Raw genomic sequence first — 23318 nt, 5'->3', positions numbered from 1 at the left:
GGAGAGTCCGCAGGAGGGAGCACGGTGCGCATCACGGCCCGGGTCGACTACGCCGTCCGCGCGGCCCTGGAGCTGGCCGCGGCGGCCCCGGGCAGCCTGACCTGCGACCGGATCGCCACCGCGCAGGACATCCCGTCGCGCTTCCTGCAGGGCATCCTCGGCGACCTGCAGCACGCCCGCCTCGTCACCAGCCAGCGGGGCCGGGAGGGCGGCTACCGCCTGGCGCTGCCGGCGTCGGAGATCTCCATCGCCCGCGTCATGCGGGTGGAGCAGGGCTTCCTCGCCGAGGTGCACGGGCAGCGCCCCGAGGACGTCAGCTACCCCGGCGCCGCCGCGGAGCTGGCCAGCGTCTGGGTCGCCGCCCGCGCCGCCTACCGGCGGGTGCTGGAGGAGGTCACGCTGGCCGACGTCGTCGCCGGGCGGCTGCCCGACCCCGTGGCGGAGCTGGCCGCGGTCGAGAGCGCCTGGCGCTCCTTCAGCGACGAGCGCGCCCGCGACTGAGCCCCGCGGGACGGCGCGCGGCGTCCCTGGGCGAGACTCGGGGGGTGAGCAGCGCGCAGCACGGTGGCGTCACCGTCTTCCTCACCGGCCTGTCCGGCGCGGGCAAGTCGACCGTGGCCGACGCCCTGGTCGCCGAGCTGGAGGCCGAGGGGCGGCCGGTGACGGTCCTCGACGGCGACGTCGTCCGCACCCACCTGTCCAGCGAGCTGGACTTCTCCCGGGAGCACCGCGACCTCAACATCCGGCGGATCGGCTTCGTCGCCGGCGAGGTGGTCCGGCACGGCGGCACCGTCGTCGTGGCGGCGATCGCCCCCTACGAGCAGGCACGTGAGGAGGCCCGGGCCCTGGTCGAGCGGCACGGCCGGTTCGTGCTGGTGCACCTGGCCACCCCGCTGGAGGTCTGCGAGGCCCGCGACGTCAAGGGCCTCTACGCCCGCGCCCGGTCCGGCGAGCTCACCGGCTTCACCGGCGTCGACGACCCCTACGAGCCGCCCGCCCGCGCCGAGCTGGTGATCGACACGTCGGTCACCCCGCTGGCCGAGTCGGTGGCCCGGATCCGCGCGGCCATGGACGGTGGCGGCGCCTCGTCGGCCGCCTGACGTGACCGCGGCCACGGCCGCGCGTGTGCGACCATGGAGCGCGTGTCCGGTCGCGCCCTGCTCCTCGTCGCGCGCCGCCACATCGACCTGGCGCTGGTGAGCAGCGCGGTCTGTCGCCCCGCGCGCTGACACCCGAGGTCCCCCGCAGCACCCGCTGCGCCCCCGATCCGGCAGCGCCCTCCCCGTCCCGGTCCGGCGCCGCGACGGGCGGCGCAGGAGGAAGTGCCACCGTGACCACCCCCCGTACGACCAACCGACCGCCGCGCCGCGACACCCCCCAGCGCGGCCAGGGCCAGTGGGCACTGGGCTACCGGGAGCCGCTCAACCCCAACGAGCGGATGAAGAAGGACGCCGACGGCCTCACCGTCCGCCAGCGCGTCCTCGACATCTACGCGCACACCGGCTTCGGCGGCATCGACCCCAGCGACCTGCGCGGCCGCATGCGCTGGATGGGTCTCTACACCCAGCGCGCCCAGGGCATCCCCGGCGGCAAGACCGCCGTGCTGGAGCCCGAGGAGCTCGAGGACTCGTACTTCATGATGCGGGCCCGCATCGACGGCGGTCAGCTGACCAGCGACGCGCTGCGGGTGCTGGGCGGCATCAGCACCGAGTTCGGCCGCGACGTCGCCGACGTCACCGACCGGCAGAACGTGCAGTACCACTGGATCCGCATCGAGGACGTGCCCGAGATCTGGCGCCGGCTGGAGTCGGTGGGCCTCAGCACGATGGAGGCCTGCGGCGACGTCCCGCGCGTCATGCTCGGCTGCCCGCTGGCCGGGATCCTCGAGGACGAGGTCATCGACGCGACCGACGTCATCGCCGAAACCGTCGAGAAGTACGTCGGCTCCCCCGAGTTCAGCAACCTGCCGCGCAAGTGGAAGACGTCGATGTCCGGCTGCGTCGACCACTGCACCGAGCCCGAGATCGACGACGTCTCCTTCGTCGGCGTGCGCAACGAGGACGGCGAGGCCGGCTACGACCTGTGGGTCGGCGGCGGCCTGTCGACCAACCCGATGTTCGCCCAGCGGATCGGCGTCTTCGTCCGGCCCGACCAGGTCACCGACGTCTGGGCGGCCTGCACCGCGATCTTCCGCGACTACGGCTACCGCCGGCAGCGCAACCGCGCCCGCATCAAGTTCCTCATGGCCGACTGGGGCCCGGAGAGGTTCCGCCAGGTGCTGCAGGACGAGTACCTCAAGACGGAGCTGCCCGACGGCCCGGCGCCCGCCCCGGCGAAGCACGACCAGCGCGACCACGTCGGCGTCTCGAAGCAGAAGGACGGCCGCAACGCCGTCGGCTTCGCGCTGCGCACGGGGCGGATCAGCGGCTCGCTGCTCACCACGATCGCCGACCTCGCCGACGAGTACGGGCAGGGGCGCATCCGGACGACGACGCAGCAGAAGCTGGTCATCCTCGACGTGCCCGACGAGCGGGTGGAGGCGCTGGTCGACGCGCTCGCCGCCCACGACCTGCAGGTCCGGCCCAGCGCCTTCCGCCGCGGCACGATGGCCTGCACCGGCCTGGAGTTCTGCAAGCTCGCGATCGTCGAGACCAAGCAGCACGCGCAGGACCTGTACGCCGAGCTGGAGAAGCGGCTGCCGGACTTCGACACCCCCATCGGCATCAACGTCAACGGCTGCCCGAACAGCTGCGCGCGGTTCCAGACCGCCGACATCGGCTTCAAGGGCTCGATGGTCCGCGACGACAACGGCGAGATGGTCGAGGGCTTCCAGGTGCACCTCGGCGGCCACCTCGGCGTGGAGGCGACCTTCGGCCGCAAGTTCCGCGGCCACAAGGTGACCAAGGCCGAGACCGCCGACTACTGCGAGCGGGTGCTGCGCGGGTTCCTCGAGCGGCGCACCGCGGGCGAGTCCTTCGCGCACTACGTCTCGCGCGCCGAGGAGGCCTGGCTGCTGTGACCGAGGGTCGGCCGTCTCCCTCGGGAAGGCAGCGCCCGCTGCCCGTGTTCCACTGCCCGTACTGCGGGGACGAGGAGCTGACCCCGCACGGGGACGAGGGCGGCTGGCACTGCGCCGCGTGCCTGCGGACCTTCACCGTCCGGCTCACCGGGACAGGAGTACGGGAACCATGACGACCGCCGTCCGGCCCACGCCGGAGCTCGCCGCCGAGGCCGACGCCCGCTTCGAGGGCATCGCCGACCCCGTCGAGCAGGCACTGGCCGTCCTGCGGTGGGCCGGGGAGACCTTCGGCGACGACTTCGCGATCACCTCGTCGATGGCCGACGGGCTGCTCGCGCACCTGGCCGGCCGCGCCGTCCCCGGGGTGAACGTGGTCTTCCTCGACACCGGCTACCACTTCGCCGAGACGATCGGCACCCGCGACTGGGTCAGCGCGGTCATGCCGATCACCCTGGTGAACGTGACGCCGCCGCGGACGGTGGCCGAGCAGGACGCCGAGCACGGGCCCGACCTGCACCAGCGCGACCCCGACCTGTGCTGCGCGCTGCGCAAGGTGCAGCCGCTGGCGCAGGCGCTGGCCGGCTACACCGCCTGGGGCTCGGGCGTGCGCCGCGACGAGGCGGCGACCCGCGCGGGCACGAGGGTCGTCGACTGGGACGCCAAGCGCGGGATGGTCAAGGTCAACCCGCTCGCGGCCTGGACGCAGGAGCACGTCGACGCCTACGTCGCCGAGCACCAGGTGCCGGTCAACCCGCTGCAGGAGATCGGCTACGCCTCGATCGGCTGCGCGCCGTGCACCCGCCCCGTGGCCCCCGGTGAGGACCCGCGTGCGGGGCGCTGGGCCGGCCGCGGCAAGACCGAGTGCGGCCTGCACTCCTGACCCAGGACGGCAGGATGGCGGGGTGCCCCGACCTCCGCGCCTGTCCCCCGACGCCGTCACCGCCGCGCTCGCGGAGCTGCCGGGGTGGTCCGGCGACGCCGACGGGCTGCGGCGCAGCGTGGAGCTGCCCTCGTTCGCCGACGCCGTGGCCGCGGTCGTGCGGATCGGCTTCGCCGCGGAGGCGATGGACCACCACCCCGACGTCGACCTGCGCTGGCGCACCCTGCACCTGACGCTGGTCAGCCACTCCGCCGGCGGGGTCAGCGAGCTCGACCTCGAGCTGGCCCGCCGGATCGACGCGCTGCTCCCGGGCTGAGCCGGTTCAGTCCTCGACCGGGAGCACCAGCAGCCGCAGCAGCCGGTCGGCCTCCGCGTCGGGGTCCTCGGTCAGGCCGGTGTGCACCGGCCCGGGCTGCACCACCGTGCTGCGCGGCGCGGTCAGCCAGCGGAACCGCGAGCCGAGCGCCTCGCGGCCGGCGGCCCCCGCGGCGGGGTCGGCGGCGCAGACGTCGGCGGCGGCCTGCAGCGCCCGGCCGATCGCCTCGGGGTCGGCGGTCGGGTCCAGCGCGCGCAGCCGGTCGGCGTCGAGGTGCACGCGGCTGCCCAGGTAGTCGCGCCGGCGGCAGTAGACGAGGACGCCGGCGTTGAGCACCTCGCCCCGCTCCACCCGCGGCACCACCCGCAGCACGGCGTACTCGAAGGTCTCCCGGCTCACCGCTGGCGCACCCCGGGCGGTGGCGGCGGGCCGAGCCAGGCGGGGCGGTTCTCCCCGCGCGGCGCCCGGCGCCGGCTGCCCCCGGCGGCGGCCGCGGCCACCACCCCGGGCAGCCACGCGTCGCGCGCGGCCAGGCGCGCCAGCAGCTGGTCGGCGTAGCGCGCGCGGACGTCGTCGGGGGCGTCGTCGGGCGAGGGACCCTCCAGCCAGTCGTCGGGCACCTGGCCGAGCACGCCGTCGAGCAGGGCGCGGGTGACCCGGCCCGCGAGCGCGGCGTCGGCGGCGCGCACGTCGGGCTCGCACTCGAGCAGCGCGTGCTGCGAGGCGTCGTAGGCCCGGGTGACGGCGGCCTGCGCCCCCGGCCAGGAGTGGTGGAACGTCAGCGCCGCGCCGTGGTCGATCAGCTGCAGCCGGCCGTGCCAGAACAGCATGTTCGGGTTGCGCCAGGAGCGGTCGACGTTGCCCACCAGCGCGTCGAACCACAGCACGCGGCCGGCCAGCTCGGCGTCCACCTGGCCGGCGCCAGCCTCGAAGTCCAGCGCGCCGGGCAGGTAGTCCAGCCCGAGGTTCGGCCCCGCCGAGCGCTGCAGCAGCTCCTGCACCTCGGGGTCGGGCTCCCCCACCGCCAGCTCCGGGGCGACGTCGACGGTGACCAGCGCGGGCACCGGCAGGGCCAGCGCTCGGGCGAGCTCCCCGCAGACGACCTCGGCCACGAGCACCCGCACGCCCTGGCCGGCGGCGCGCCACTTGACCACGTAGGTGCCCAGGTCGTCGGCCTCCATGAGCCCGGGCAGCGAGCCACCCTCGCGCAGCGGGGTGACGTAGCGGGTGGCGGTGACGGCGGGCAGCACAGTGGCGTCAACCTACCGGTGCCCGACGTCCGCTCCCCCGGGCCGGCCGTCGTCGACCCGGGAGCCGTGCCGTACCCCGTTCCCTGCGGCGGGTCGGGCCGTCATGCTCCCGTCCCGACGCCGGGACCGCCGTCGTGGCCGGTCCGGCCGGAGCGGACGCGGGGGCGGACGTGGACGAGGACTGCGACGGCTGCACCGCCGAGCCGACGGGCGCCGTGTCGCCGGGACGACCGCGGCCGGCGACGGGCTGCCGTCACCCGTCGGGCACCTGAGCAGCCACCACCAAGAGCGGGGAGAGTCCGTGTTCGAGGCACTGGGTCGCACCGTGTACCGCCGGCGCCGCTGGGTCCTGGCGCTCTCCGTGGTGTTCGTCGTCGTCGCCGGCGTCTGGGGCACCGGTGTCTTCGGCCAGATGACCGGCGGCGGCTTCGCCGACCCCCACAGCGAGAGCTCCCGGGCCGCCGAGGTGGCCGAGCGGGAACTAGGCCGCAGCGCGGCCGACGTCGTCGTCCTGTACTCCAGCGACAGGATGACGGTCGACGACCCGGCCTACGCCGAGGCGGTCACCTCCACGCTCGACGCCCTCCCCCGGGACGACGTGCTGCGCACGGTGTCCTGGTACGACACGGGCGCGGCCTTCCTGGTGAGCGAGGACCGGCGCAGCACCTACGCCGTCCTCAGCCTGCGCGGCGACGAGGACGGGCGCGAGGACGTCCTCGACGCCATCGAGGACGACTTGGCCGCCCCCGGGCTGACCACCCGGATCGGCGGGGAGGTGACCCTCAACCGGGACATGAACCTGCTGGTGAGCGAGGACATCGCGACGGCGGAGACCATCTCGCTGCCGGTCCTGGCGATCCTGCTCGTCGTCATCTTCGGTGGCCTCGCCGCGGCCGCGCTGCCCCTGGCGATCGGGGGAACGGCGATCCTCGGCTCGTTCGCGGCCCTGCGGGCGTTCGGGCTGGTGACCGACGTGTCGATCTTCGCGGTCAACGTGGTCACCGTGCTCGGCCTCGGGCTGGCCATCGACTACGGGCTGTTCGTGGTCAGCCGGTTCCGCGAGGAGGTCCGCCGGCAGGCCACCGTGGAGGACGCGCTCGCCCGCACCATGGCGACCGCCGGGCGCACGGTCGCCGTCTCCGGCGTCACCGTGGCGGTCTCGCTCGCCGGCCTGCTGGTCTTCCCGCAGGTGTTCCTGCGCTCGATGGGCTTCGGCGGGATGAGCGCCGTGTTCATCGCGATGCTCGCCGCGCTCACCCTGCTGCCGGCACTGCTGGCCGTCCTCGGTCCGCGCGTCGACGCCCTGTCGCTGCGGCGCCTCCTGCCTCGGCGACGGCGCCCGGCGCACGCCGACGTCGAGCGCGACGGGGTCTGGTACCGCATCGCGCACAGCGTCATGCGCCGTCCGGTCCTGTACACGCTGGTCGTGGGGACGGTGCTCGTCGTGCTGGCCCTGCCGTTCACGCGCGCGGAGTTCGGCGGCATCGACGTGCGCGCCATGCCCGAGGGCGCGGAGAGCCGGGTCGTCGCCGAGACGATCGAGCAGGACTTCCCGCCGAGCCCGTCCGGTCCGGTCGAGGCGGTGCTCACCCTCCCCGGTCCCGCCGACACCCCGGAGGGCGGCGCGGCGCTGCAGTCCTACGTCGACGCGGTCGGCGCCGTCCCCCGGGTGGACGGCGCCGCGGTCGCCGAGATCGCCGGGAGCACGGCACGGGTGGTGGTCGCCGCCGACGTCAACGCGCTGGGGACCGAGGGCCGGGACCTGGTCGCGGCGGTCCGGCAGGTGCCCGCACCGGACGGCGCCGAGGTCCTCGTCGGCGGCACCAGCGCGGTGTACGCCGACCTGCTCGACAGCCTCGGCGAGCTGCTGCCGTGGATGGCCCTCCTGGTGGCGGTGACGTCGTTCGTCCTGCTCTTCATGGCGTTCGGCTCGGTCGTGCTGCCGGTCAAGGCGGTGCTGATGAACGTGCTGTCCCTGGGCGCCTCCTTCGGCGCGCTGGTGTGGATCTTCCAGGACGGGAACCTCTCCGGGCTCCTGGACTTCACCCCGACCGGGTTCGTCGAGGCCACCTCGCCGATCCTGGTGCTGGCCATCGTCTTCGGGCTGTCGATGGACTACGAGGTCTTCCTCATGTCCCGGATCCGGGAGCAGTACGACCTCACCGGCGACAACACCGCCGCGGTGGCCACCGGGCTGCAGCGCACCGGCGGCATCATCACGAGCGCGGCGCTGCTGCTCGTCGTGGTGATCGGCGCCTTCTCGCTCTCCGGCGTCGTCCTGATCAAGATGATCGGGGTGGCGATGCTCATCGCGATCGTGGTCGACGCGACGGTCGTGCGGGCCCTGCTCGTGCCGGCCACCATGCGGCTCCTCGGCCGGGCGAACTGGTGGGCGCCGGAGCCGCTGGGCCGGTTCTACGCCCGCTACGGCGTCCGCGAGTCCGAGGGCGAGCCGCTGGCCGAGGGCCGCCAGCTGGCCGGCGCACGCTGACCCGGGGTCCCGTCCTGCCGCAGGTCACGAGCCCGACCCGGCGCAGCGTCGCAGAATCGACGCATGGGCCTCCTCCGCGCGACCGCGCCGGCCGACCTCCGGGACACCCCGCTCACCTACGCCGAGGTCGGCGCCACCGGGGACGCCGAGCTGCCGGCCGGCTACCTGCACGGCGAGGAGAGCGCGGTGGTCGGCTCGGGCCGGGAGGTGCTCGAGCGGGTCGCCGCCGCCGTCTTCGACTGGGCGCCCCAGCGCAGCGTGGGCCTGCGGGTGCGCGCCACCGGGTCGCCCCGCGAGGTGGGCACGGTCGTCGTCCTGACCGCGGGACTGCCCCGGCTGGGCTACGACATCCCGTGCCGGGTGGTGTGGGCGCGGACCACCGGCGACGAGCGCGGCTTCGCCTACGGCACGCTGCCCGGGCACCCGGAGAGCGGCGAGGAGCGCTTCACCGTGCGGCTGACCGGCACCGGCGACGTCGTCGCGACCATCCGGGTGTTCTCCCGGCTGGCCACCCCGGCGGCCCGCGCGGTGCCGCCGGTGAGCCGCTTCGTGCAGGGCCTGGCGACCCGCCGCTACCTGTCGTCCCTGCGGAGGGCGGCCACCGCGGACGCGATCCGCTCGACCAGGTCCCCGGGTACCGGGCGGCCGTAGCGGAGGTGGACGGCGTCCTTGCCGGAGCGCAGCGGCGCCACCTCGGCCTCCAGGTCACCGTCGAACACCGGCACCGGGTACAGCGCGGCGTGCTTCTTCCAGGCGGCGTAGTGCAGGCCGTACCGGGTGCCGAGCACCGCGGCGGGCATGCCGTAGCGGACGGTCTCCGTGGCGCCGGGCATGCCGCGCAGGACGGCGGCGCGGACCTGCTCGAGCACCGCCCGCGCCTCCGCGGGCAGCGCGGCCAGGTACTCCTCGACGGTGCCGGGCGCGGTCATGCCCGGATGGTGCCGCACCGATGAGTCCGTGTCCCGGCTCCGGTCACCCCCGCATGGGGCTGGCACGGGACGTCGAGCAGGTCGTCACGCAGGCGGTGGCCGCGGGCGCGGTGCCGGGCGCGGCCTGGCGGGTCGAGCGCGACGGGGAGGAGGTGGCCCGCGGCGCGGCCGGCGCGCACACCCCGGGTGGGGACGACGCGCTCCCGCCGGACGCGGTCTTCCGCATCGCCTCGGTGACCAAGCCCGTGGTCGCGGTCGCCGCGCTCGCGCTGGTCGAGGGCGGCACGCTCGCCCTCGACGAGCCGGTGGACCGCCACCTGCCCGAGCTCGCCGGGCGGCGGGTGCTGGCCGACCCCGCCGACGCGGACGCCGGCACCGTGCCCGCCCGGCGGCCGATCACGGTCCGCGACGTCCTCACGTTCCGCCTCGGCCTCGGCATCGACTTCACGGCGCCGTGGCCGACGCCCACGGTGGCCGCCCTGGCGGCGACCGGCCTGCCCGCCGGGCCACCGGCGCCGCAGGCCGCACCTTCGACCGACGAGTGGCTGCACCGGGTCGCCACCGTGCCGCTGGCCCACCAGCCCGGCGAGCGCTGGCTCTACCACGTGGGTGCCAGCGTGCTCGGCGTGCTCGTCGCCCGGGCCGCCGGCCGGCCGCTGCCCGAGGTGCTCGCCGAGCGGGTGCTCACCCCGCTGGGCATGGCCGACACCGGCTTCGCCGTGCCCGCGCACGCCCGGGACCGGTTCGGGCCGCACTGGACCCCGCCGGACGACGCCGGCGCCCGCCGGGTGTACGACCCCGCCGACGGCCAGTGGGCCTCGCTGCCGGCCTTCCCCGACGGCGCCGACGGGCTGGTGTCCACGGTCGACGACCTCGCGGCCCTCGCCCGGGCGCTGCGGACCGGCGGGGCGCCGGTGCTCGGCGCGGACACCGTGCGCGCGATGCTCACCGAGCAGGTCGGCCCGGTCGACGACGAGGGCGGCGGCTGGGGACTGGGCCTCGGCGTCCGGCGCACCGACGAGCCCGGCGGCCGGCACGCCGGCTCCTACGGCTGGGACGGCGGCCTGGGCGGCTCCTGGTGGACCGACCCCGTCACCAGGACGACGGCGGTGCTGCTCACCAACCAGATGTGGGACTCGCCCGCTCCCCCGGCGCTGTTCGGCGCGTTCCGGGTGGTGGCGTTCGGCCCGCGGTAGGCGTCGCGGCGCTCAGTCCTCGGCGGCCGCGGCCGCGCGCTCCCGCTCGATGAGCTCCTTGCTGCGCACCAGGCGCAGCAGGGTGACCACGAGCAGACCGCCGGCCATGTTGAGCAGCGTGGTGTACCAGAACCAGGCCAGCCACTCGCCGTACCCGAACGGCGCGGTGCCGGTGTGGATCGCCCCGAAGACCAGCAGCGAGTCGAGCACCGAGTGGAACAGCTGCAGACCGGCCAGGACGAACGCCCCGGCGACGGCGGCGACCACCTTGACGCCGTCGGCGCCCGTGCCGTTCTGCATCCGGGTCATCAGCGTGATGGCGACACCGCCGAGGAAGGCCAGGCACAGCGCGCGCAGGTCCAGCGGTGCCTCGACGAAGTGCCGCGCCGACTCCACGACGGTGGACCCGAGCTCGGGGAAGGCGTGCACCACCACCCACATGAACAGCCAGCCGCCGACCAGGTTGGCCACCAGGGTCCCCGACCACAGGCGGGCCAGCTGCGCCCAGCTCGCCCGGCGGGCGACCACCGCGGTCACCGGCAGCAGGAAGCCCTCGGTGAACAGCTCGCTGCGGGCCAGCAGCAGGGCGATGAATCCGACGGAGAAGGCCAGCCCCGCGAGCAGGTGGCTCCCGGTCTGGGCGTAGACGGCCAGCAGCGCCAGCACCCCGACGGACACCTCGAGACCGCCGGCCAGGCCGGTGGTCAGCACCTCCCGCCAGGTGCGGTGCAGCCGCTGGGCGCCCTGGCCCACCACCCGGTCGAAGGCCTCGACGAGCTCGTCCTCGGCGGGGGCGTCGGTGTCGCCGAGCTGGACGCGGCGCTGGTCGGTCACCGTGCGCACCTACCCTCGGCGGCGTGCCCCCACCCGATCCGCTCGTGACGCTGCACCTGTGGGGCGTCCCCGGCCGGGCGGTGCCGCGCGCGGTGCTGCGGATGGCGTCGGTCCGCCCGGCGCTGGCCCGGACCCCGGGGCTGCGCTTCGCCAAGCTGCTGGGCACCGGCGACGGGCGCACGTTCACCGTCCGCGACGCCGACCCGCGCCGGTGGGGCCTGCTGGCCGTGTGGGACGACGCGGCGGCCGCCGACGCCCTCGACGACGGGCCGGTCACCGCGAGCTGGCGCCGCATCGCCGACGAGGAGTGGTCGGCGCGGCTGCGCCCGCTGGCCGCGCGCGGCCGGTGGTCGGGCCGCGAGCCCTTCGGCTCGCCGCGGCCGCAGCGCTGGGACGGGCCGGTCGCGGCGGTCACCCGCGCCCGGCTGGTGCTGCGCCGGGCGGCCCGGTTCTGGTCGGCGGTGCCGCCGGTGTCGGCCGACCTGCACGCCGCGCCGGGGCTGCGGATGGCCCTCGGGGTGGGCGAGGCGCCGCTGGGCCTGCAGGGCACCTTCAGCGTCTGGGACTCCGCCGCGGCGCTCAACGCCTTCGCCTACGACCGGGCGCCGCACGCGGCGGTGGTCACCCGGACCGCGCAGGAGGGCTGGTACGCCGAGGAGTTGTTTGCCCGGCTCGCGGTGCTGTCCTCGCGGGGCACCGTCGACGGCGTCGACCCCCTCGGGTGACGGCCTGGAACGGCCCTGGCGCAGGGTCCCGGTCCGAGCGGAGCGAGGACTGGGGGGCGCCGGGGTCCTTCTACAGTCGCACGAACAGGTGGACCTCCTCGCGGTCGTCGCCCGGGGCCACCCGGATGGCGCCGGGCATCCGGCCGAACTCGCGGTAGCCCAGGCCGGCGTAGAACCGCTCGAGGCCGTAGCCGCTGCGCACGGTCAGGTGCAGCATCTCCAGGCCCTGCGCGCGGGCCACGTCGTGGACCCCCGACAGCAGCACCCGGCCCAGCCCCTGCCCCTGCCGGAGCGGGTGCACCTGCACGCGCAGCACCGTGGCCCAGTGCCGGCGCAGCGGGCTCAGCGACAGCGACAGCACCGCCCAGCCGGCGAGCTCGCCGTCGACCCGCAGCACGACCAGCCGCTCGCGGCCCTGCTGCACCCGCTCGAGCAGCGCGTCGAGCACCGGGGCGACGTCGTCGGGGGTGACCGGCGGGACGAAGCCCACCGCGCCGCCGGCGTTGGTGACGTCGGTCCAGCACGCCAGCAGCCGGCGGCGCAGCTCCGGGTCGACGGCGTCGACGGCGGTCACCTCGAGGGTCGGCCCGGCGGTCGGCTCGGCGCTCGGCATGGCCTCGATCATCGTCGGCGACCTCGGTCACCGACCGGGCGGGGGCCGCTCAGCCGGACGCGCCGCTGGGACCGAAGCGCTCCACCCGGATGTCGGCGGCCGGCACGCCGAGGCCCACCAGCAGCTGGCTGGCGGCCTCGGCGAAGGACGCCGACCCGCACACGTAGGCCGTCTGCCCCGGCTCCCACAGCGGCACGAGGTCCGGCGCGGTGAGCCGGCCGGCCGGGCGGATGCCCGAGGCCTCCCGCGTGGTGACCACCAGCGCCCCGGCCCCGCGCAGCTCGTCGGCGTAGGGCAGGTCGGCCAGCGTGCGGGTGGAGACGGCGATCCGCAGCAGGTCGGCGCGGCCGAGGTCGCGGGCGGTGCGCAGCATCGACACGAACGGCACGACGCCCGTACCGCCGCCGACCAGCAGCGCCGGCTCGTCGCCCTCCCAGACGAACCAGCCGCCGATGGGCCCGCGCACCTCGAGGGTGTCCCCGGGCTCGACGACGTCGGCCAGGTAGCCGGACACCTCGCCGTCGTCGAGCCGCTCAACCAGCAGCTCGACGAGCGGGTCGCCCGGCGGGGAGGCCAGCGAGTACGAGCGCTGGGCGCGGTAGCCGTCCTCCGCGGTCAGGCGCACGACGTAGTGCTGCCCGGCCAGGTGCTCGACCCGGTCGGGCACCTCCAGCCGCAGCCGGACGGTGCGCGGGGTGGGCCGGTCCACCTCGCGCACCGTCGCGGTCCGCCAGCCCCCGGCCGGTTCCCGCAGCCGGCGTCGTCCCGGTGAGAGATCCGTCGGCCCTGGTGAGGAACCCGTCGGCCCCGCTGCAGGGCCCCGCCGCGAGCCTGCGAGCGGTGGGGGGCAGTGGGGTCCTTCCTCAGTCACCCTGGTAGCGCTGCTCGCGCCACGGGTCGCCGCGGTCGTGGTAGCCGTTCTGCTCCCAGAAGCCCTGCTGGTCGCGCTGGAGGAGGGTCAGCCGGGTGACCCACTTGGCGCTCTTCCAGAAGTAGAGGTGCGGGACGAGCAGCCGCACCGGGCCGCCGTGCTCGACCGGCAGCGGCTCGCCGTCGAACTCCCAGACGATCCACGCCCTGCCACCGGTGACGTCCTCCAGCGGCAGGTTGGTGGTGTAACCGGTCTTCGACGTCGCCATGACGAAGTGCGCGTCGGCGGTGGGCCGGGCGGCCTCGAGCAGCGTGTCGACGCTGACGCCGGCGAAGTGGGTGTCGAACTTCGACCACGTCGTCACGCAGTGGATGTCGCCGCGGTAGTCCGAGGCCGGCAGCCGGTGGACGTCGTCCCACGTCCACGTCGTCGGGCTCTCGACGCGCCCGTCGACGGTGATGCTCCAGGTCTCCGGCGCGATGCGCGGCGTCGGCTCGGCCGTGAGCACCGGCCAGTCACCGCCCACGTCGTACTGGCCGGGCGGCAGCCGCGGGTCCCGCTCGCGCCGCCTGCCGAGGAACCCCCGGGTCGGTCCTGCCACGCGTCCTCCTCCGATCGGGTGGTGGTGCCGGAACGCTGCCACGCCCGGCGAGCGACCACCAACGTCCTGACCTGCGCTGAGGGTTCCCTTACATGAGACGAGTCACTGCGTGTTCACGTGGCCGCAACGGGGATATGGAGCCTAACTTTGAGTCGTGGTGACGGTGACGCACTCGGGCCAGCGCAGGACCCCGAAGGCAGCGAAGACCAGCTCGGTCTTCAAGAAGGTCGTGATGGCGGTCAGCGGGATCATCCTGGTCCTGTACCTGATCGCACACATGGTGGGGAACCTGAAGCTCTTCGCCGGCGCGGAGACCTTCAACGGGTACTCCGAGTGGATCCGCCGCATCGGCGAGCCGGCCGTCCCCGGACAGACCGTCCTGTGGATCATCCGCGTCGTCCTGCTGGCCGCCGTGGTCGCGCACATCTGGGCGGCGATCTCGCTGTGGCGCCAGGCCAAGCGCGCCCGCCCCCAGCAGTACGTGGCCCGCAAGCAGGTGGCGCAGAGCTACGCCTCGCGGACCATGCGCTGGGGTGGCGTCATCCTCGGCCTGTTCGTCGTCTACCACCTCCTCGACCTCACGTTCGGTGTGGCGAACCCCGCCGGCCACGACGCGACGCCCTACGACCGCGCGATCGCCGGGTTCTCCAACCCGATCGTCGTCGGTGTCTACGTCGTCGCGCTGCTCGCCCTCGGCTTCCACCTCCGGCACGGCGTCTGGAGCGCGACCCAGACGCTGGGGCAGAGCAACAAGACGCGCGAGCGCACCGTCAACGCCTTCGCCACGGTGTTCGCCGTGGTGCTGACCGCGGGCTTCCTCATCCCGCCGCTCAGCGTCCTCGTCGGCATCATCGAGTAGGAGCACTCGTCATGGCCCTCGACCTGTTCACCGTCGGCGACCCCATCGCCGACACCAAGGCCCCGCGCGACGTCCCGATCGGCGAGCGCTGGAGCGAGCGCCGCTTCCGGGCGAAGCTGGTCAACCCGGCCAACCGCCGCAAGCTGACCGTCATCGTCGTCGGCACCGGCCTGGCCGGCGGCTCGGCCGCCGCCACCCTCGGCGAGGCCGGCTACAAGGTCAAGTCGTTCTGGTACCAGGACAGCCCGCGCCGCGCCCACAGCGTCGCCGCGCAGGGTGGCATCAACGCCGCCAAGAACTACCGCAACGACGGCGACTCGGTGCACCGGCTCTTCTACGACACCGTCAAGGGCGGCGACTTCCGGTCCCGGGAGGACAACGTCCACCGGCTGGCCGAGGTCAGCGTCAACATCATCGACCAGTGCGTCGCCCAGGGCGTCCCCTTCGCCCGCGAGTACGGCGGCCTGCTGGACAACCGCTCCTTCGGTGGCACCCAGGTGTCGCGGACCTTCTACGCCCGCGGCCAGACGGGCCAGCAGCTGCTCTACGGCGCCTACCAGGCGCTGGAGCGGCAGATGGCGGCCGGCACCGTCGAGCAGTTCGCGCGCACCGAGATGCTCGACCTGATCGTCGTCGACGGCCGGGCCCGCGGGATCGTCGCGCGCAACCTCATCACCGGTGAGATCAGCACCCACTTCGCCGACGCGGTCGTGCTGGCCACGGGTGGCTACAGCAACGTCTTCTACCTGTCCACGAACGCCAAGGGCTCCAACGCCACGGCGATCTGGCGGGCGCACAAGCGCGGCGCGCTGTTCGCCAACCCCTGCTACACGCAGATCCACCCGACCTGCATCCCGGTGCACGGCGAGTACCAGTCGAAGCTCACGCTGATGAGCGAGTCGCTGCGCAACGACGGCCGGGTGTGGGTGCCCAAGGAGCGCGGCGACGACCGCGACCCGCGGCAGATCCCCGAGGACGAGCGCGACTACTACCTCGAGCGGCTCTACCCCTCGTTCGGCAACCTGGTCCCCCGCGACATCGCCTCGCGGCAGGCCAAGAACGTCTGCGACGAGGGCCGCGGCGTCGGCCCCAACGGCCTGGGCGTGTACCTGGACTTCGCCGAGGCCATGCAGCGGCTGGGCCGGCCGGCGATCGAGGCCAAGTACGGCAACCTCTTCGACATGTACGCCCAGATCACGGGTGAGGACCCCTACGAAGTCCCCATGCGGATCTACCCGGCGGTCCACTACACGATGGGCGGCCTGTGGGTCGACTACGACCTGCAGTCGACCATCCCGGGCCTGTTCGTGATCGGCGAGGCCAACTTCTCCGACCACGGCGCCAACCGGCTGGGCGCCAGCGCCCTGATGCAGGGCCTGGCCGACGGCTACTTCGTCCTGCCCAACACCATCAACGACTACCTGGCCAGCGGTCCCTTCGAGAAGGTCGACGCCGGCAACCCGGCCGCCGTCGAGGCCCTCGAGGGCGTCCGGGCGCAGACCGAGCGGCTGCTGTCGATCAACGGCACCCGCACCACCGCGTCGTTCCACCGCGAGCTCGGCCGGCTGATGTTCGACCTGTGCGGCATGGAGCGCTCGGAGGAGAGCCTGCGCAAGGCCCTCGACCGGATCCCCGAGATCCGGCAGGAGTTCTGGACGAACGTCAAGGTGCCCGGCGAGGCCGGGCGGTTCAACCAGAGCCTCGAGCACGCCGGACGCGTCGCCGACTTCATCGAGCTCGCCGAGCTCATGTGCGTCGACGCCCTGCACCGCAACGAGAGCTGCGGTGGGCACTTCCGGGCGGAGAGCCAGACCCCCGACGGGGAGGCCCTGCGCGACGACGAGAACTACGCCTACGTCGCGGCCTGGGAGTGGACGCCGGAAGGCGCCCCGCCCGTCCTGCACAAGGAAGCCCTCGAGTTCGACTACGTCCACCTCGCCCAGCGGAGCTACAAGTAATGAACCTCAAGCTGCGTGTCTGGCGCCAGCGGAGTGCGGCCGAGAAGGGCAAGATGGTGACCTACCAGGTCACCGACGTCTCGCCGGACATGTCCTTCCTCGAGATGCTCGACGTCCTCAACGAGCAGCTCATCCTCGACGGCGAGGACCCGGTCTCCTTCGACCACGACTGCCGTGAGGGCATCTGCGGCTCCTGCGGCGTCATGATCAACGGTCGCGCGCACGGCAACGGGCTGTTCGACGACCACCCGCAGACCACCACCTGCCAGCTGCACATGCGGTCCTTCAAGGACGGCGACACGATCGACATCGAGCCGTGGCGGGCGACGGCGTTCCCCGTCATCAAGGACCTCGCCGTCGACCGGTCGGCCCTGGACCGGATCATCCAGTCGGGCGGCTACATCAGCGCCCCGACCGGCACCGCCCCCGAGGCGCACTCGATCCTGGTCGCCAAGAAGGACTCCGACGCCGCGTTCGACGCCGCCACCTGCATCGGCTGCGGCGCCTGCGTCGCGGCCTGCCCGAACGCCTCGTCGATGCTGTTCACCTCGTCGAAGGTCGTGCACCTGGGGCTCATGCCGCAGGGCCAGCCCGAGCGCAACGACCGCGTGGTGAACATGATCCACCAGCAGGACCTCGAGGGCTTCGGCGGCTGCACCAACATCGGTGAGTGCTCCGCCAGCTGCCCGAAGGGCATCTCGATGGAGAACATCTCGCGGCTCAACCACGACCTGCTCGGCGCTCTGCGCGCCGGCGCACGCCCCAAGAGCTGACAGGACCCCCTCGCCCCCACCACTCGCGAACTCACGGTGGGGCCCTGCGAGGGGGCCCGTTCCACCACCGCCACCGGGCGGGGACCCACCACGGGTCCCCGCCCGTCGGTGTCCCGGGACGGTGGCGCCCGGTCGGTTCGACCGGCAAACTGACGGGCGTGACCGCCTCGTTCGACCTGGCCTCCCTCCCGGGGCGCCCCTGCTCGATCGCCGCCGCGCTGGAGCTGGTGGGTGAGCGGTGGGCGCTGCTCGTCGTCCGGGAGGTGTCGCTGGGCAACCACCGCTTCAGCGACATCGCCCGGGGCACCGGCGCACCCCGTGACCGGCTGACCGCCCGGCTCAACGCGCTGGTCGCCGCCGGCGTGCTGGAGCGGCGGCAGTACAGCGACTCGCCGCCGCGGTCGGGCTACCACCTCACCGCGTCGGGCCGCGACCTGCTGCCGGTGCTGCAGGCGCTGCTGCAGTGGGGCGACCGGTGGGCCGCCGAGGAGCCGCCGGTGCGCCTGCGGCACGCGCCGGCCGGGCACGAGGCGCACCCCGTCGACGCCGCGTGGGTGTGCCGGACGTGCGGCGAACCGGTCAACGAGAGCCGGGTCGAGCGCGTCCTCACCCCGGCCGGCCGGGTGCTGTCGGGCCTGCCCGCCGAGGAGCACGGCCATGAGCACTGACGCCGTCCCGGGGGCACCGGCCGCCGGCCCCGAGTCGTGGGGCGAGCCGCGCACGCGCACCGTCAGCTGGCACGACCCGATGGTCACCGCGGCCGGCGGGCGGGAGCGCTCGGGACTGGAGGCGCTGCAGGCGGTGCGCGACGGCCTCCTGCCGCCCCCGCCGATCGCGCAGCTGGTGCAGATGGACATGGTCGTCGTCGAGGAGGGCCGGGTCGAGTTCCGCTGCGCCGTCGACGAGTCGGTCTACAACCCGATCGGCGTCGTGCACGGCGGGCTGGTGTGCACGCTGCTGGACTCCGTGGCCGGGTGCGCGGTGCACACCACGCTGCCGCACGGCGTCGGCTACACCTCCATCGAGCTGAAGGTCACCTACCTGCGCGCGGTGACCCAGGCCAGCGGGCCGCTGACCGCCATCGGCCGGGTGGTCAAGCCCGGCCGGCGGGTCGCCTTCGCCGAGGGCGAGGTGCTCGACGCGGCCGGCAAGCAGGTGGCGACGGCGTCGAGCTCGCTGCTGGTCTTCCCGCTGCCGGCCTGAGGCTCAGCCGCCGCCGATCCGGTCGACGACGAGCTCGGGGACGACGTAGGGCTGCCCCGGCACCGCCTCGTCGGGGAAGTCGAAGACGGCGAGCATCGCCTGCACCGGGTAGTCGGGGGTGACCGCGACCTCGCGCACCACCCGCCCGTCCACGGCGAACGCGGCGCCGTCGGGGCGCCAGTCGACGGCGTAGGTGTGCCAGTCGGCCACGTCGATCCCCGGCCGGGGGGCGGCGAAGTCCTCGGCCAGCCGCGGGTCGCGGAAGGGGTGGGTGCCCATCCCGACGGCGGCGCCCTCGACCGGGTCGACGGCGTCGCCGAACACCTCCACCACGCACAGCTCGCCGGACCGCTCCGGCGAGTCCTCCAGGCCGACCAGCCACCAGGCGACCATCGACCGCGGCGTCACGGTCGCCCGGGCCCGCATCTCCAGCCGCCCGTACCGGGGTGTCCACCCCCAGTGCGCCGGCTGCTCCTCGCGGACGACGGCACCCGGCCGCGCCGGTTGCTGGCCGACCGTGCTGCCGACCGGCCCGGAGAAGACGCCGGACTGGATGCCCGAGACCCGCAGCGGCGGGTGGTCGCCGGGACACCACAGCGGCGCCTCCTCGGGCAGGTACAGCCGCAGGCAGGAGTCGCGGACCTCGTAGCACGCCGCGGTGGCCGCCCGCGAGCTCCACTGGGGCAGGTAGTGCGGGACCCAGACGTCACGGTCGAGGTCGTCGCCGTCGAAGTCGTCGGTGAACTCGCCGGTGGGGTCGGCGGTGGCGGTCACCGGCTCTGCAGGGCGTCGAGGGCCACGGCCATCGAGGCGGCCACCCGGAAGTCCAGGCGCGGGTCGGGGACGTGCACGTCGTAGCGGTCGCGGATGCTCTTGCGCCGCTCCACGACGAGCACCGGCGCGCCGGTGGCGGTGTCGACGAAGTCGAAGTGGAAGACGAAGGGCACCCAGACGTCGCCGAGGTAGGGGATGAACTCCCAGATGCGCCGCAGGATGGCCAGGAACGGCCGCCGCTCCCGGCCGATCGCCTGCAGGCCGGGCACCGACAGCTCCCAGGTCGAGCGCAGCAGGCTGGCGCCGAACCGCTTGCGGAAGTAGCCGAGCACCTGCCCGTACTCGTCGAAGACGTCGTGCTCGGCGTGCACGTCGAGCCGCTGGCGGGCCCGGAAGGAGAACACCGGGCGGGTCCGCGCCTCGTCGGCGGTGAACACCACCTCCTCCTTGAGCTTGAGCCGCTTCTGCTGGGCCATGGCCAGGAGGTGGCCCTCGCTGCCGTCAGGCTGTACGGCCCGGACCTCGTAGCGGTTGACCATCACGGTGATCCGCTGGCGCACGGCGAAGCGCGGCACGACCATCGCGGCAGAGGGCTGGGACTGGGCGGCGGGCGGCACGGTCACGGCGGGCTCCTCTCGGGTGGGCGGGGCTCCATCCTGGCCCGGGCCGTCCGCCCGCGGGGCCTCCCGGACACCCCTACCTGCACAGAGGACGGGGGGCCACTCGGTTGCGGGCGAGAATCTGGCGCTCACCCGGCGAGGCCGCGGACGCTGTGCCAGGCTCGGTCGGGGGGGTGGCGGAGGTCCACCCGTCGAGGGTGGGAGGTCGTCTTGTCGCAGGAGTCCCGTCGTGTCGGCGTCGCTGTGGTCGGGCTGGGAGGTGCGGTCGCGACGACCGCCGTCGCCGGTCTGGAGCTGGTCCGCACCGGGGCGGCCGGGACCGACGGGCTGCCGCTCGCCGGGCTGCAGGTCGCCGGCGGACCGGTCGAGGAGACCACCGGCCTGGTGTCCTACGACTCGCTGGTCGTCCGCGGGTGGGACCTCGACGGCTCCGACCTGCGCAAGGCCGCCGAGCAGCACGCCGTGCTCGACTCCCGCCAGCTGGAGGAGGCCGGCCCGGCGCTGTCGTCCGTGACGCCCTGGCCGGCGGCCGGAGACGCCGACTTCTGCCGCAACGTCACCGGCGGCAACGTCGTCCTGGCCGAGACGCGCCGCGCGCAGGTCGACGCCGTCCGCGCCGACCTGCGCCGCTTCCGCGAGGAGGAGTCCCTCGACGGCCTGGTGCTGGTCAACCTGGCCTCCACCGAGCGCTGGCCCGACCCGGCGGCGGAGGCGCTGCAGACGATCGAGGCGTTCGAGGCCGGGCTCGACGCCGACGACCGCGCCATCACCCCGGCGATGGTCTACGCCTACGCGGCGATCGCCGAGGGCGTCGGCTACGTCAACTTCACGCCGTCGCTGGCCGCCGACGTCCCGGCCCTGGTCGCGTTCGCCGAGGCCCGCGATGTGCCGGTCGCCGGCAAGGACGGCAAGACCGGCCAGACGATGATGAAGACCGTCCTCGCGCCGGCCTTCCGCGCCCGCTCGCTGACCGTCGAGGGCTGGTACTCCACCAACATCCTCGGCAACCGCGACGGCCTGGCCCTCGACGACCCCGACTCGCTGGCGAGCAAGCTGAACACCAAGGGCAGCGTGCTCGACTCGATCCTGGGCTACCCCGTCGAGGACCACGTCGTCCGCATCGACTACTACCGGCCGCGCGGCGACCAGAAGGAGGCCTGGGACGCCATCGACCTGGTCGGCTTCCTCGGCCAGCGCATGCAGGTCAAGGTCGACTTCCAGTGCCGCGACTCCATCCTCGCCGCCCCGCTGGCGCTGGAGCTGGCCCGGCTCACCGACCTCGCGCAACAGCGCGGCGAGGGTGGGGTGCAGCGGCAGCTGGGCTGGTTCTTCAAGGCCCCGATGACCGCCGACGGGAGCGTGCCCGAGCACGCCTTCCACCGGCAGGAGTCCGCGCTGCTCGACTGGCTGGCCGCCGGCACTCCCTCCCGGTGACCGCGCTCGCCTCCCCCGGGACGCTGCAGGCGCTCGCCGGGCTGCGACCGCTGCTCGCCGAGATCGGCGACGCCAAGCGCGTCCGGGTCTCCGGCGTCCCCGGCTCGCTGGCCGAGCAGGCCTTCGCCCGCGCGTGGGCGCGGCTGGTGGCCGGCGAGGACGTCGCCGCCGTCGCGGAGTCGGAGACGGCGGCCGCCGTCGCCCGCGCCCGGCTGGCCGGCATCGACGCCGGGGTGCTGACGACGGCCGGGCTGTCGGACGCCGAGGCGCTCGAGGTGCTGCACCGGGGCTTCGACGAGGTCGCCGGCCCGCTGGACCCGGAGCTGCGCGAGCGGCTGCGGGCGGCGCTGGGGCCGCTGCCGGCGACCGGTTCCGCGCCGGACCTCGCCGCGGCGCTCAACGGCCAGCCGCGCGCCGGGGCCACCGCGCCCGGCGTCGCGCGGATCGTGATCGAGCCGCCGGAGAGCCACGGGGACCACTGCCTCACCGTCGCGGTCTACGGCGCGCTGGTGGCACCGGTCGTCGGCGCCGACCCGGTGGCGCCGTTCCTGCTGGGCCTGGGACACCACCTGCACAACGTCGTGCTGCCCGACGCGGGGTTCGCCGGGGAGGTGCTGCTCGGCGACGCGCTGGAGCGGGTGATGGCCACGCTGGAGGAGCGCGAGCTGGCCGCGCTGCCCGGCCCGCTGGCCGGCCGGCTGCGCGAGGTGCTGGCGCTGCGGCCGGGCGCCGACGTCCCGGAGGCGCGGGCCTTCCACGCCGCCGACGTCCTCGACCGGGTGCTGCAGGTGCACCACCACGCGCGGGCGGCGGCGTTCACCGCGTCGCAGGCGCTCGACGACCTGGAGCTGGTGCACGCCGGGCCGGTGCAGAGCTACCACCTCGACGTCCTGGCGGCGGCCGGGCTGTGACCGGCCTGCTCCTCGACGCGCCCGTCGTGGACGGGATCCCCTTCGCCCGCGCCGGCCGCGACGACCTGCGCGCCGAGGTCACCGGGCTGCTCGCCGCCGGGGAGACCGACCGCGCGCGGGTGCTGCTGTTCGCCGACGCCGACGACTGGTGGACCGAGCCGCCGCCCCCGCCCGATCAGCTGGCCCGCGTCCCGGCCGCGCGGACGCTGCGCGAGGCGATGGCGCTGCTCGGCATGGGGCGGGTGGCCGACTACTTCGCCCACCGCTGGTCCGACCCGACCCACCTGGCGGGGCTCGCGCTGCTGCAGGCGCACTGGCCCGGCGGGCGGCCGGTGGTCGACGTCGCCTGCGGCACCGGCGCGCACCTGCGCGAGCTGTCGCGGCGGGGCGCGGGCGACCTGCTCGGCGTCGACGTCGTGTGGGCCAAGCTCTGGCTGGCGCGGCGGTTCGTCTGCCCCGGCGCGCGCTACGTGTGCGCCGACCTGACCGCGGCGCCCGACCTCGCCGTCGGCACCCCGGCCTACGTCATGTGCCACGACGCCTTCTACTTCCTGCGCGACAAGCCCGCGGCCGCGGCGGCGATGCGCGCGCTGGCCGGGGACGGCGGGACCGTCGTCGTCGGGCACGCGCACGTGGCCGACCCGCACGGGCAGCCGCTGACACCGGAGGGCTACGCCGAGGTGCTCGGCACCGGCCTGCTCTACGACGACGACGAGCTCACCCGGTCGCTGCTCGAGGGCCGTCCGCCGCGCCCGTCCGCGCCCGCCGACCTGCACGCCAGCGAGGCGGTGGCGCTGGTGGCCGGCGACCCGCTGGGGCCCGCCCCGGCCGACCTCGGCGAGCCGCTGCCGCCGCTGTCGCCCAACCCGCTCTACCGCGACGGCGTGCTGACCTGGCCCAGCGAGCGCTACGCCGCCGAGTACGGCCCGCGCTCGGCGTACCTGCCGGCGCGCTGGCCCGACCCGCTGCCCGCCGACGCCGCCCGTCGCCGGCTGCTCGTCGACCTCCCGGAGGCATGGTGAGTCCCCGGTCCTCCCTGCGAGATCGGCGCTCTCGTGGCC

At 74.7% G+C, this 23318-nt stretch carries 26 protein-coding genes; 17 read left to right on the top strand and 9 right to left on the bottom strand.

Annotated features, from left to right (window positions below):
- Positions 1-24: 24 nt before the first annotated feature.
- The 5 genes from LY71_RS03355 (at position 25) to LY71_RS03335 (ending at position 4215) form a co-directional block, all read left to right on the top strand.
- Positions 25-501: an RrF2 family transcriptional regulator gene (locus tag LY71_RS03355; protein WP_106275563.1), complete on the top strand. Its 477-nt coding sequence runs from the start codon at positions 25-27 to the stop codon at positions 499-501.
- 44 nt (positions 502-545) lie between these two features.
- Positions 546-1100, top strand: a complete 555-nt coding sequence (gene cysC / locus LY71_RS03350; RefSeq protein ID WP_106275562.1) for an adenylyl-sulfate kinase — start codon at positions 546-548, stop codon at positions 1098-1100.
- A 230-nt stretch (positions 1101-1330) separates the two neighbouring features.
- Positions 1331-3019: a nitrite/sulfite reductase gene (locus LY71_RS03345; protein WP_106275561.1), complete on the top strand. Its 1689-nt coding sequence runs from the start codon at positions 1331-1333 to the stop codon at positions 3017-3019.
- A 169-nt stretch (positions 3020-3188) separates the two neighbouring features.
- Positions 3189-3899: a phosphoadenylyl-sulfate reductase gene (locus LY71_RS03340; protein ID WP_106275560.1), complete on the top strand. Its 711-nt coding sequence runs from the start codon at positions 3189-3191 to the stop codon at positions 3897-3899.
- Between the two features lie 22 nt (positions 3900-3921).
- Complete coding sequence (locus LY71_RS03335; protein ID WP_106275559.1) at positions 3922-4215, top strand: 4a-hydroxytetrahydrobiopterin dehydratase; 294 nt, start codon at positions 3922-3924, stop codon at positions 4213-4215.
- Positions 4216-4221: 6 nt separating this feature from the next.
- Here LY71_RS03335 and LY71_RS03330 read toward each other — a convergent pair whose 3' ends face one another.
- Positions 4222-4614: a DUF3037 domain-containing protein gene (locus LY71_RS03330; RefSeq protein ID WP_106275558.1), complete on the bottom strand. Its 393-nt coding sequence runs from the start codon at positions 4612-4614 to the stop codon at positions 4222-4224.
- Positions 4611-5465 (bottom strand): HipA family kinase, encoded by an 855-nt coding sequence (locus tag LY71_RS03325; RefSeq protein WP_106275557.1) that lies wholly within the window; start codon positions 5463-5465, stop codon positions 4611-4613. The genes LY71_RS03330 and LY71_RS03325 overlap by 4 nt, the downstream gene beginning before the upstream one ends.
- A gap of 301 nt (positions 5466-5766) precedes the next feature.
- Between LY71_RS03325 and LY71_RS03320 the strand changes: the two genes are divergently transcribed.
- Positions 5767-7956 carry an MMPL family transporter gene (locus LY71_RS03320; RefSeq protein WP_106275556.1) on the top strand — a complete coding sequence of 730 codons (2190 nt, stop codon included), beginning with the start codon at positions 5767-5769 and terminating at the stop codon, positions 7954-7956.
- A gap of 63 nt (positions 7957-8019) precedes the next feature.
- Positions 8020-8607 (top strand): DUF1990 domain-containing protein, encoded by a 588-nt coding sequence (locus LY71_RS03315; RefSeq protein ID WP_106275555.1) that lies wholly within the window; start codon positions 8020-8022, stop codon positions 8605-8607.
- Here LY71_RS03315 and LY71_RS03310 read toward each other — a convergent pair.
- Entirely contained in the window at positions 8529-8885 is a 357-nt protein-coding gene (locus LY71_RS03310; RefSeq protein WP_106275554.1) for an iron chaperone, read from the bottom strand. The genes LY71_RS03315 and LY71_RS03310 overlap by 79 nt on opposite strands.
- A gap of 53 nt (positions 8886-8938) precedes the next feature.
- Here LY71_RS03310 and LY71_RS03305 point away from each other — a divergent pair, with 53 nt between their 5' ends.
- Complete coding sequence (locus tag LY71_RS03305) at positions 8939-10081, top strand: serine hydrolase domain-containing protein (RefSeq protein WP_170121198.1); 1143 nt, start codon at positions 8939-8941, stop codon at positions 10079-10081.
- Positions 10082-10093: 12 nt separating this feature from the next.
- On the opposite strand, the gene LY71_RS03300 is transcribed toward LY71_RS03305, so the two are convergent.
- Positions 10094-10915 (bottom strand): formate/nitrite transporter family protein, encoded by an 822-nt coding sequence (locus tag LY71_RS03300; protein WP_106275872.1) that lies wholly within the window; start codon positions 10913-10915, stop codon positions 10094-10096.
- Positions 10916-10938: 23 nt separating this feature from the next.
- On the opposite strand from LY71_RS03300, the gene LY71_RS03295 reads away from it, so the two are divergent.
- Entirely contained in the window at positions 10939-11640 is a 702-nt protein-coding gene (locus LY71_RS03295; protein ID WP_106275552.1) for a monooxygenase, read from the top strand.
- 70 nt (positions 11641-11710) lie between these two features.
- On the opposite strand, the gene LY71_RS03290 is transcribed toward LY71_RS03295, so the two are convergent.
- From LY71_RS03290 to LY71_RS03280, 3 genes are all read right to left on the bottom strand, one after another.
- Complete coding sequence (locus LY71_RS03290; RefSeq protein WP_106275551.1) at positions 11711-12265, bottom strand: GNAT family N-acetyltransferase; 555 nt, start codon at positions 12263-12265, stop codon at positions 11711-11713.
- Positions 12266-12302: 37 nt separating this feature from the next.
- A complete protein-coding gene (locus LY71_RS03285; protein ID WP_245887639.1) occupies positions 12303-12962 on the bottom strand; it encodes an FAD-binding oxidoreductase in 660 nt (219 codons plus the stop codon).
- A gap of 154 nt (positions 12963-13116) precedes the next feature.
- The gene (locus tag LY71_RS03280) at positions 13117-13725 is read right to left on the bottom strand and encodes a sulfite oxidase-like oxidoreductase (RefSeq protein WP_106275550.1); all 609 of its coding nucleotides are present in this window, start codon (positions 13723-13725) and stop codon (positions 13117-13119) included.
- A 154-nt stretch (positions 13726-13879) separates the two neighbouring features.
- Here LY71_RS03280 and LY71_RS03275 point away from each other — a divergent pair, with 154 nt between their 5' ends.
- From LY71_RS03275 to LY71_RS03255, 5 genes are all read left to right on the top strand, one after another.
- Positions 13880-14584 carry a succinate dehydrogenase cytochrome b subunit gene (locus LY71_RS03275; RefSeq protein WP_245887638.1) on the top strand — a complete coding sequence of 235 codons (705 nt, stop codon included), beginning with the start codon at positions 13880-13882 and terminating at the stop codon, positions 14582-14584.
- A gap of 11 nt (positions 14585-14595) precedes the next feature.
- A complete protein-coding gene (locus tag LY71_RS03270; protein ID WP_106275549.1) occupies positions 14596-16542 on the top strand; it encodes a fumarate reductase/succinate dehydrogenase flavoprotein subunit in 1947 nt (648 codons plus the stop codon).
- Positions 16542-17315 carry a succinate dehydrogenase/fumarate reductase iron-sulfur subunit gene (locus LY71_RS03265; protein ID WP_106275548.1) on the top strand — a complete coding sequence of 258 codons (774 nt, stop codon included), beginning with the start codon at positions 16542-16544 and terminating at the stop codon, positions 17313-17315. Before LY71_RS03270 ends, LY71_RS03265 begins: the two co-directional genes overlap by 1 nt.
- A gap of 158 nt (positions 17316-17473) precedes the next feature.
- Positions 17474-17983 carry a winged helix-turn-helix transcriptional regulator gene (locus LY71_RS03260; RefSeq protein WP_245887637.1) on the top strand — a complete coding sequence of 170 codons (510 nt, stop codon included), beginning with the start codon at positions 17474-17476 and terminating at the stop codon, positions 17981-17983.
- Complete coding sequence (locus tag LY71_RS03255; protein WP_106275547.1) at positions 17973-18518, top strand: PaaI family thioesterase; 546 nt, start codon at positions 17973-17975, stop codon at positions 18516-18518. Before LY71_RS03260 ends, LY71_RS03255 begins: the two co-directional genes overlap by 11 nt.
- Before the next feature lie 3 nt (positions 18519-18521).
- Here the strand turns inward: LY71_RS03255 and LY71_RS03250 are convergent, their stop codons facing one another.
- Positions 18522-19292, bottom strand: a complete 771-nt coding sequence (locus LY71_RS03250) for a glycoside hydrolase family 16 protein (RefSeq protein WP_106275546.1) — start codon at positions 19290-19292, stop codon at positions 18522-18524.
- Positions 19289-19915, bottom strand: a complete 627-nt coding sequence (locus LY71_RS03245) for an LURP-one-related family protein (protein WP_211297122.1) — start codon at positions 19913-19915, stop codon at positions 19289-19291. Before LY71_RS03245 ends, LY71_RS03250 begins: the two co-directional genes overlap by 4 nt.
- A 240-nt stretch (positions 19916-20155) precedes the next feature.
- Between LY71_RS03245 and LY71_RS03240 the strand changes: the two genes are divergently transcribed.
- From LY71_RS03240 to LY71_RS03230, 3 genes are read left to right on the top strand one after another with little or no spacing between them, the layout of a single operon-like run.
- Complete coding sequence (locus LY71_RS03240; RefSeq protein ID WP_245887636.1) at positions 20156-21346, top strand: inositol-3-phosphate synthase; 1191 nt, start codon at positions 20156-20158, stop codon at positions 21344-21346.
- The gene (locus LY71_RS03235; protein WP_170121197.1) at positions 21343-22257 is read left to right on the top strand and encodes a hypothetical protein; all 915 of its coding nucleotides are present in this window, start codon (positions 21343-21345) and stop codon (positions 22255-22257) included. The genes LY71_RS03240 and LY71_RS03235 overlap by 4 nt, the downstream gene beginning before the upstream one ends.
- On the top strand, positions 22254-23279 hold the full coding sequence (locus tag LY71_RS03230) for a class I SAM-dependent methyltransferase (RefSeq protein ID WP_106275544.1): 1026 nt from the start codon (positions 22254-22256) through the stop codon (positions 23277-23279). The genes LY71_RS03235 and LY71_RS03230 overlap by 4 nt, the downstream gene beginning before the upstream one ends.
- The last annotated feature ends 39 nt before the right edge of the window (positions 23280-23318 follow it).

The organism is Geodermatophilus tzadiensis (assembly GCF_003002915.1).
Lineage (GTDB): Bacteria > Actinomycetota > Actinomycetes > Mycobacteriales > Geodermatophilaceae > Geodermatophilus > Geodermatophilus tzadiensis.
The sequence above is the reverse complement of the archived record's forward strand: the minus strand, read 5'-3'. Positions and strand labels throughout refer to the sequence as shown.

Bases quoted from the DNA above. Each gene is read 5' to 3' on its own strand.
- LY71_RS03270 (WP_106275549.1), top strand. From the start codon at position 14,596: ATGGCCCTCGACCTGTTCACCGTCGGCGACCCCATCGCCGACACCAAG.
- LY71_RS03290 (WP_106275551.1), bottom strand. From the start codon at position 12,265: ATGATCGAGGCCATGCCGAGCGCCGAGCCGACCGCCGGGCCGACCCTC.
- LY71_RS03340 (WP_106275560.1), top strand. From the start codon at position 3,189: ATGACGACCGCCGTCCGGCCCACGCCGGAGCTCGCCGCCGAGGCCGAC.
- LY71_RS03310 (WP_106275554.1), bottom strand. From the start codon at position 8,885: ATGACCGCGCCCGGCACCGTCGAGGAGTACCTGGCCGCGCTGCCCGCG.
- LY71_RS03305 (WP_170121198.1), top strand. From the start codon at position 8,939: ATGGGGCTGGCACGGGACGTCGAGCAGGTCGTCACGCAGGCGGTGGCC.
- LY71_RS03315 (WP_106275555.1), top strand. From the start codon at position 8,020: ATGGGCCTCCTCCGCGCGACCGCGCCGGCCGACCTCCGGGACACCCCG.
- LY71_RS03265 (WP_106275548.1), top strand. From the start codon at position 16,542: ATGAACCTCAAGCTGCGTGTCTGGCGCCAGCGGAGTGCGGCCGAGAAG.
- LY71_RS03255 (WP_106275547.1), top strand. From the start codon at position 17,973: ATGAGCACTGACGCCGTCCCGGGGGCACCGGCCGCCGGCCCCGAGTCG.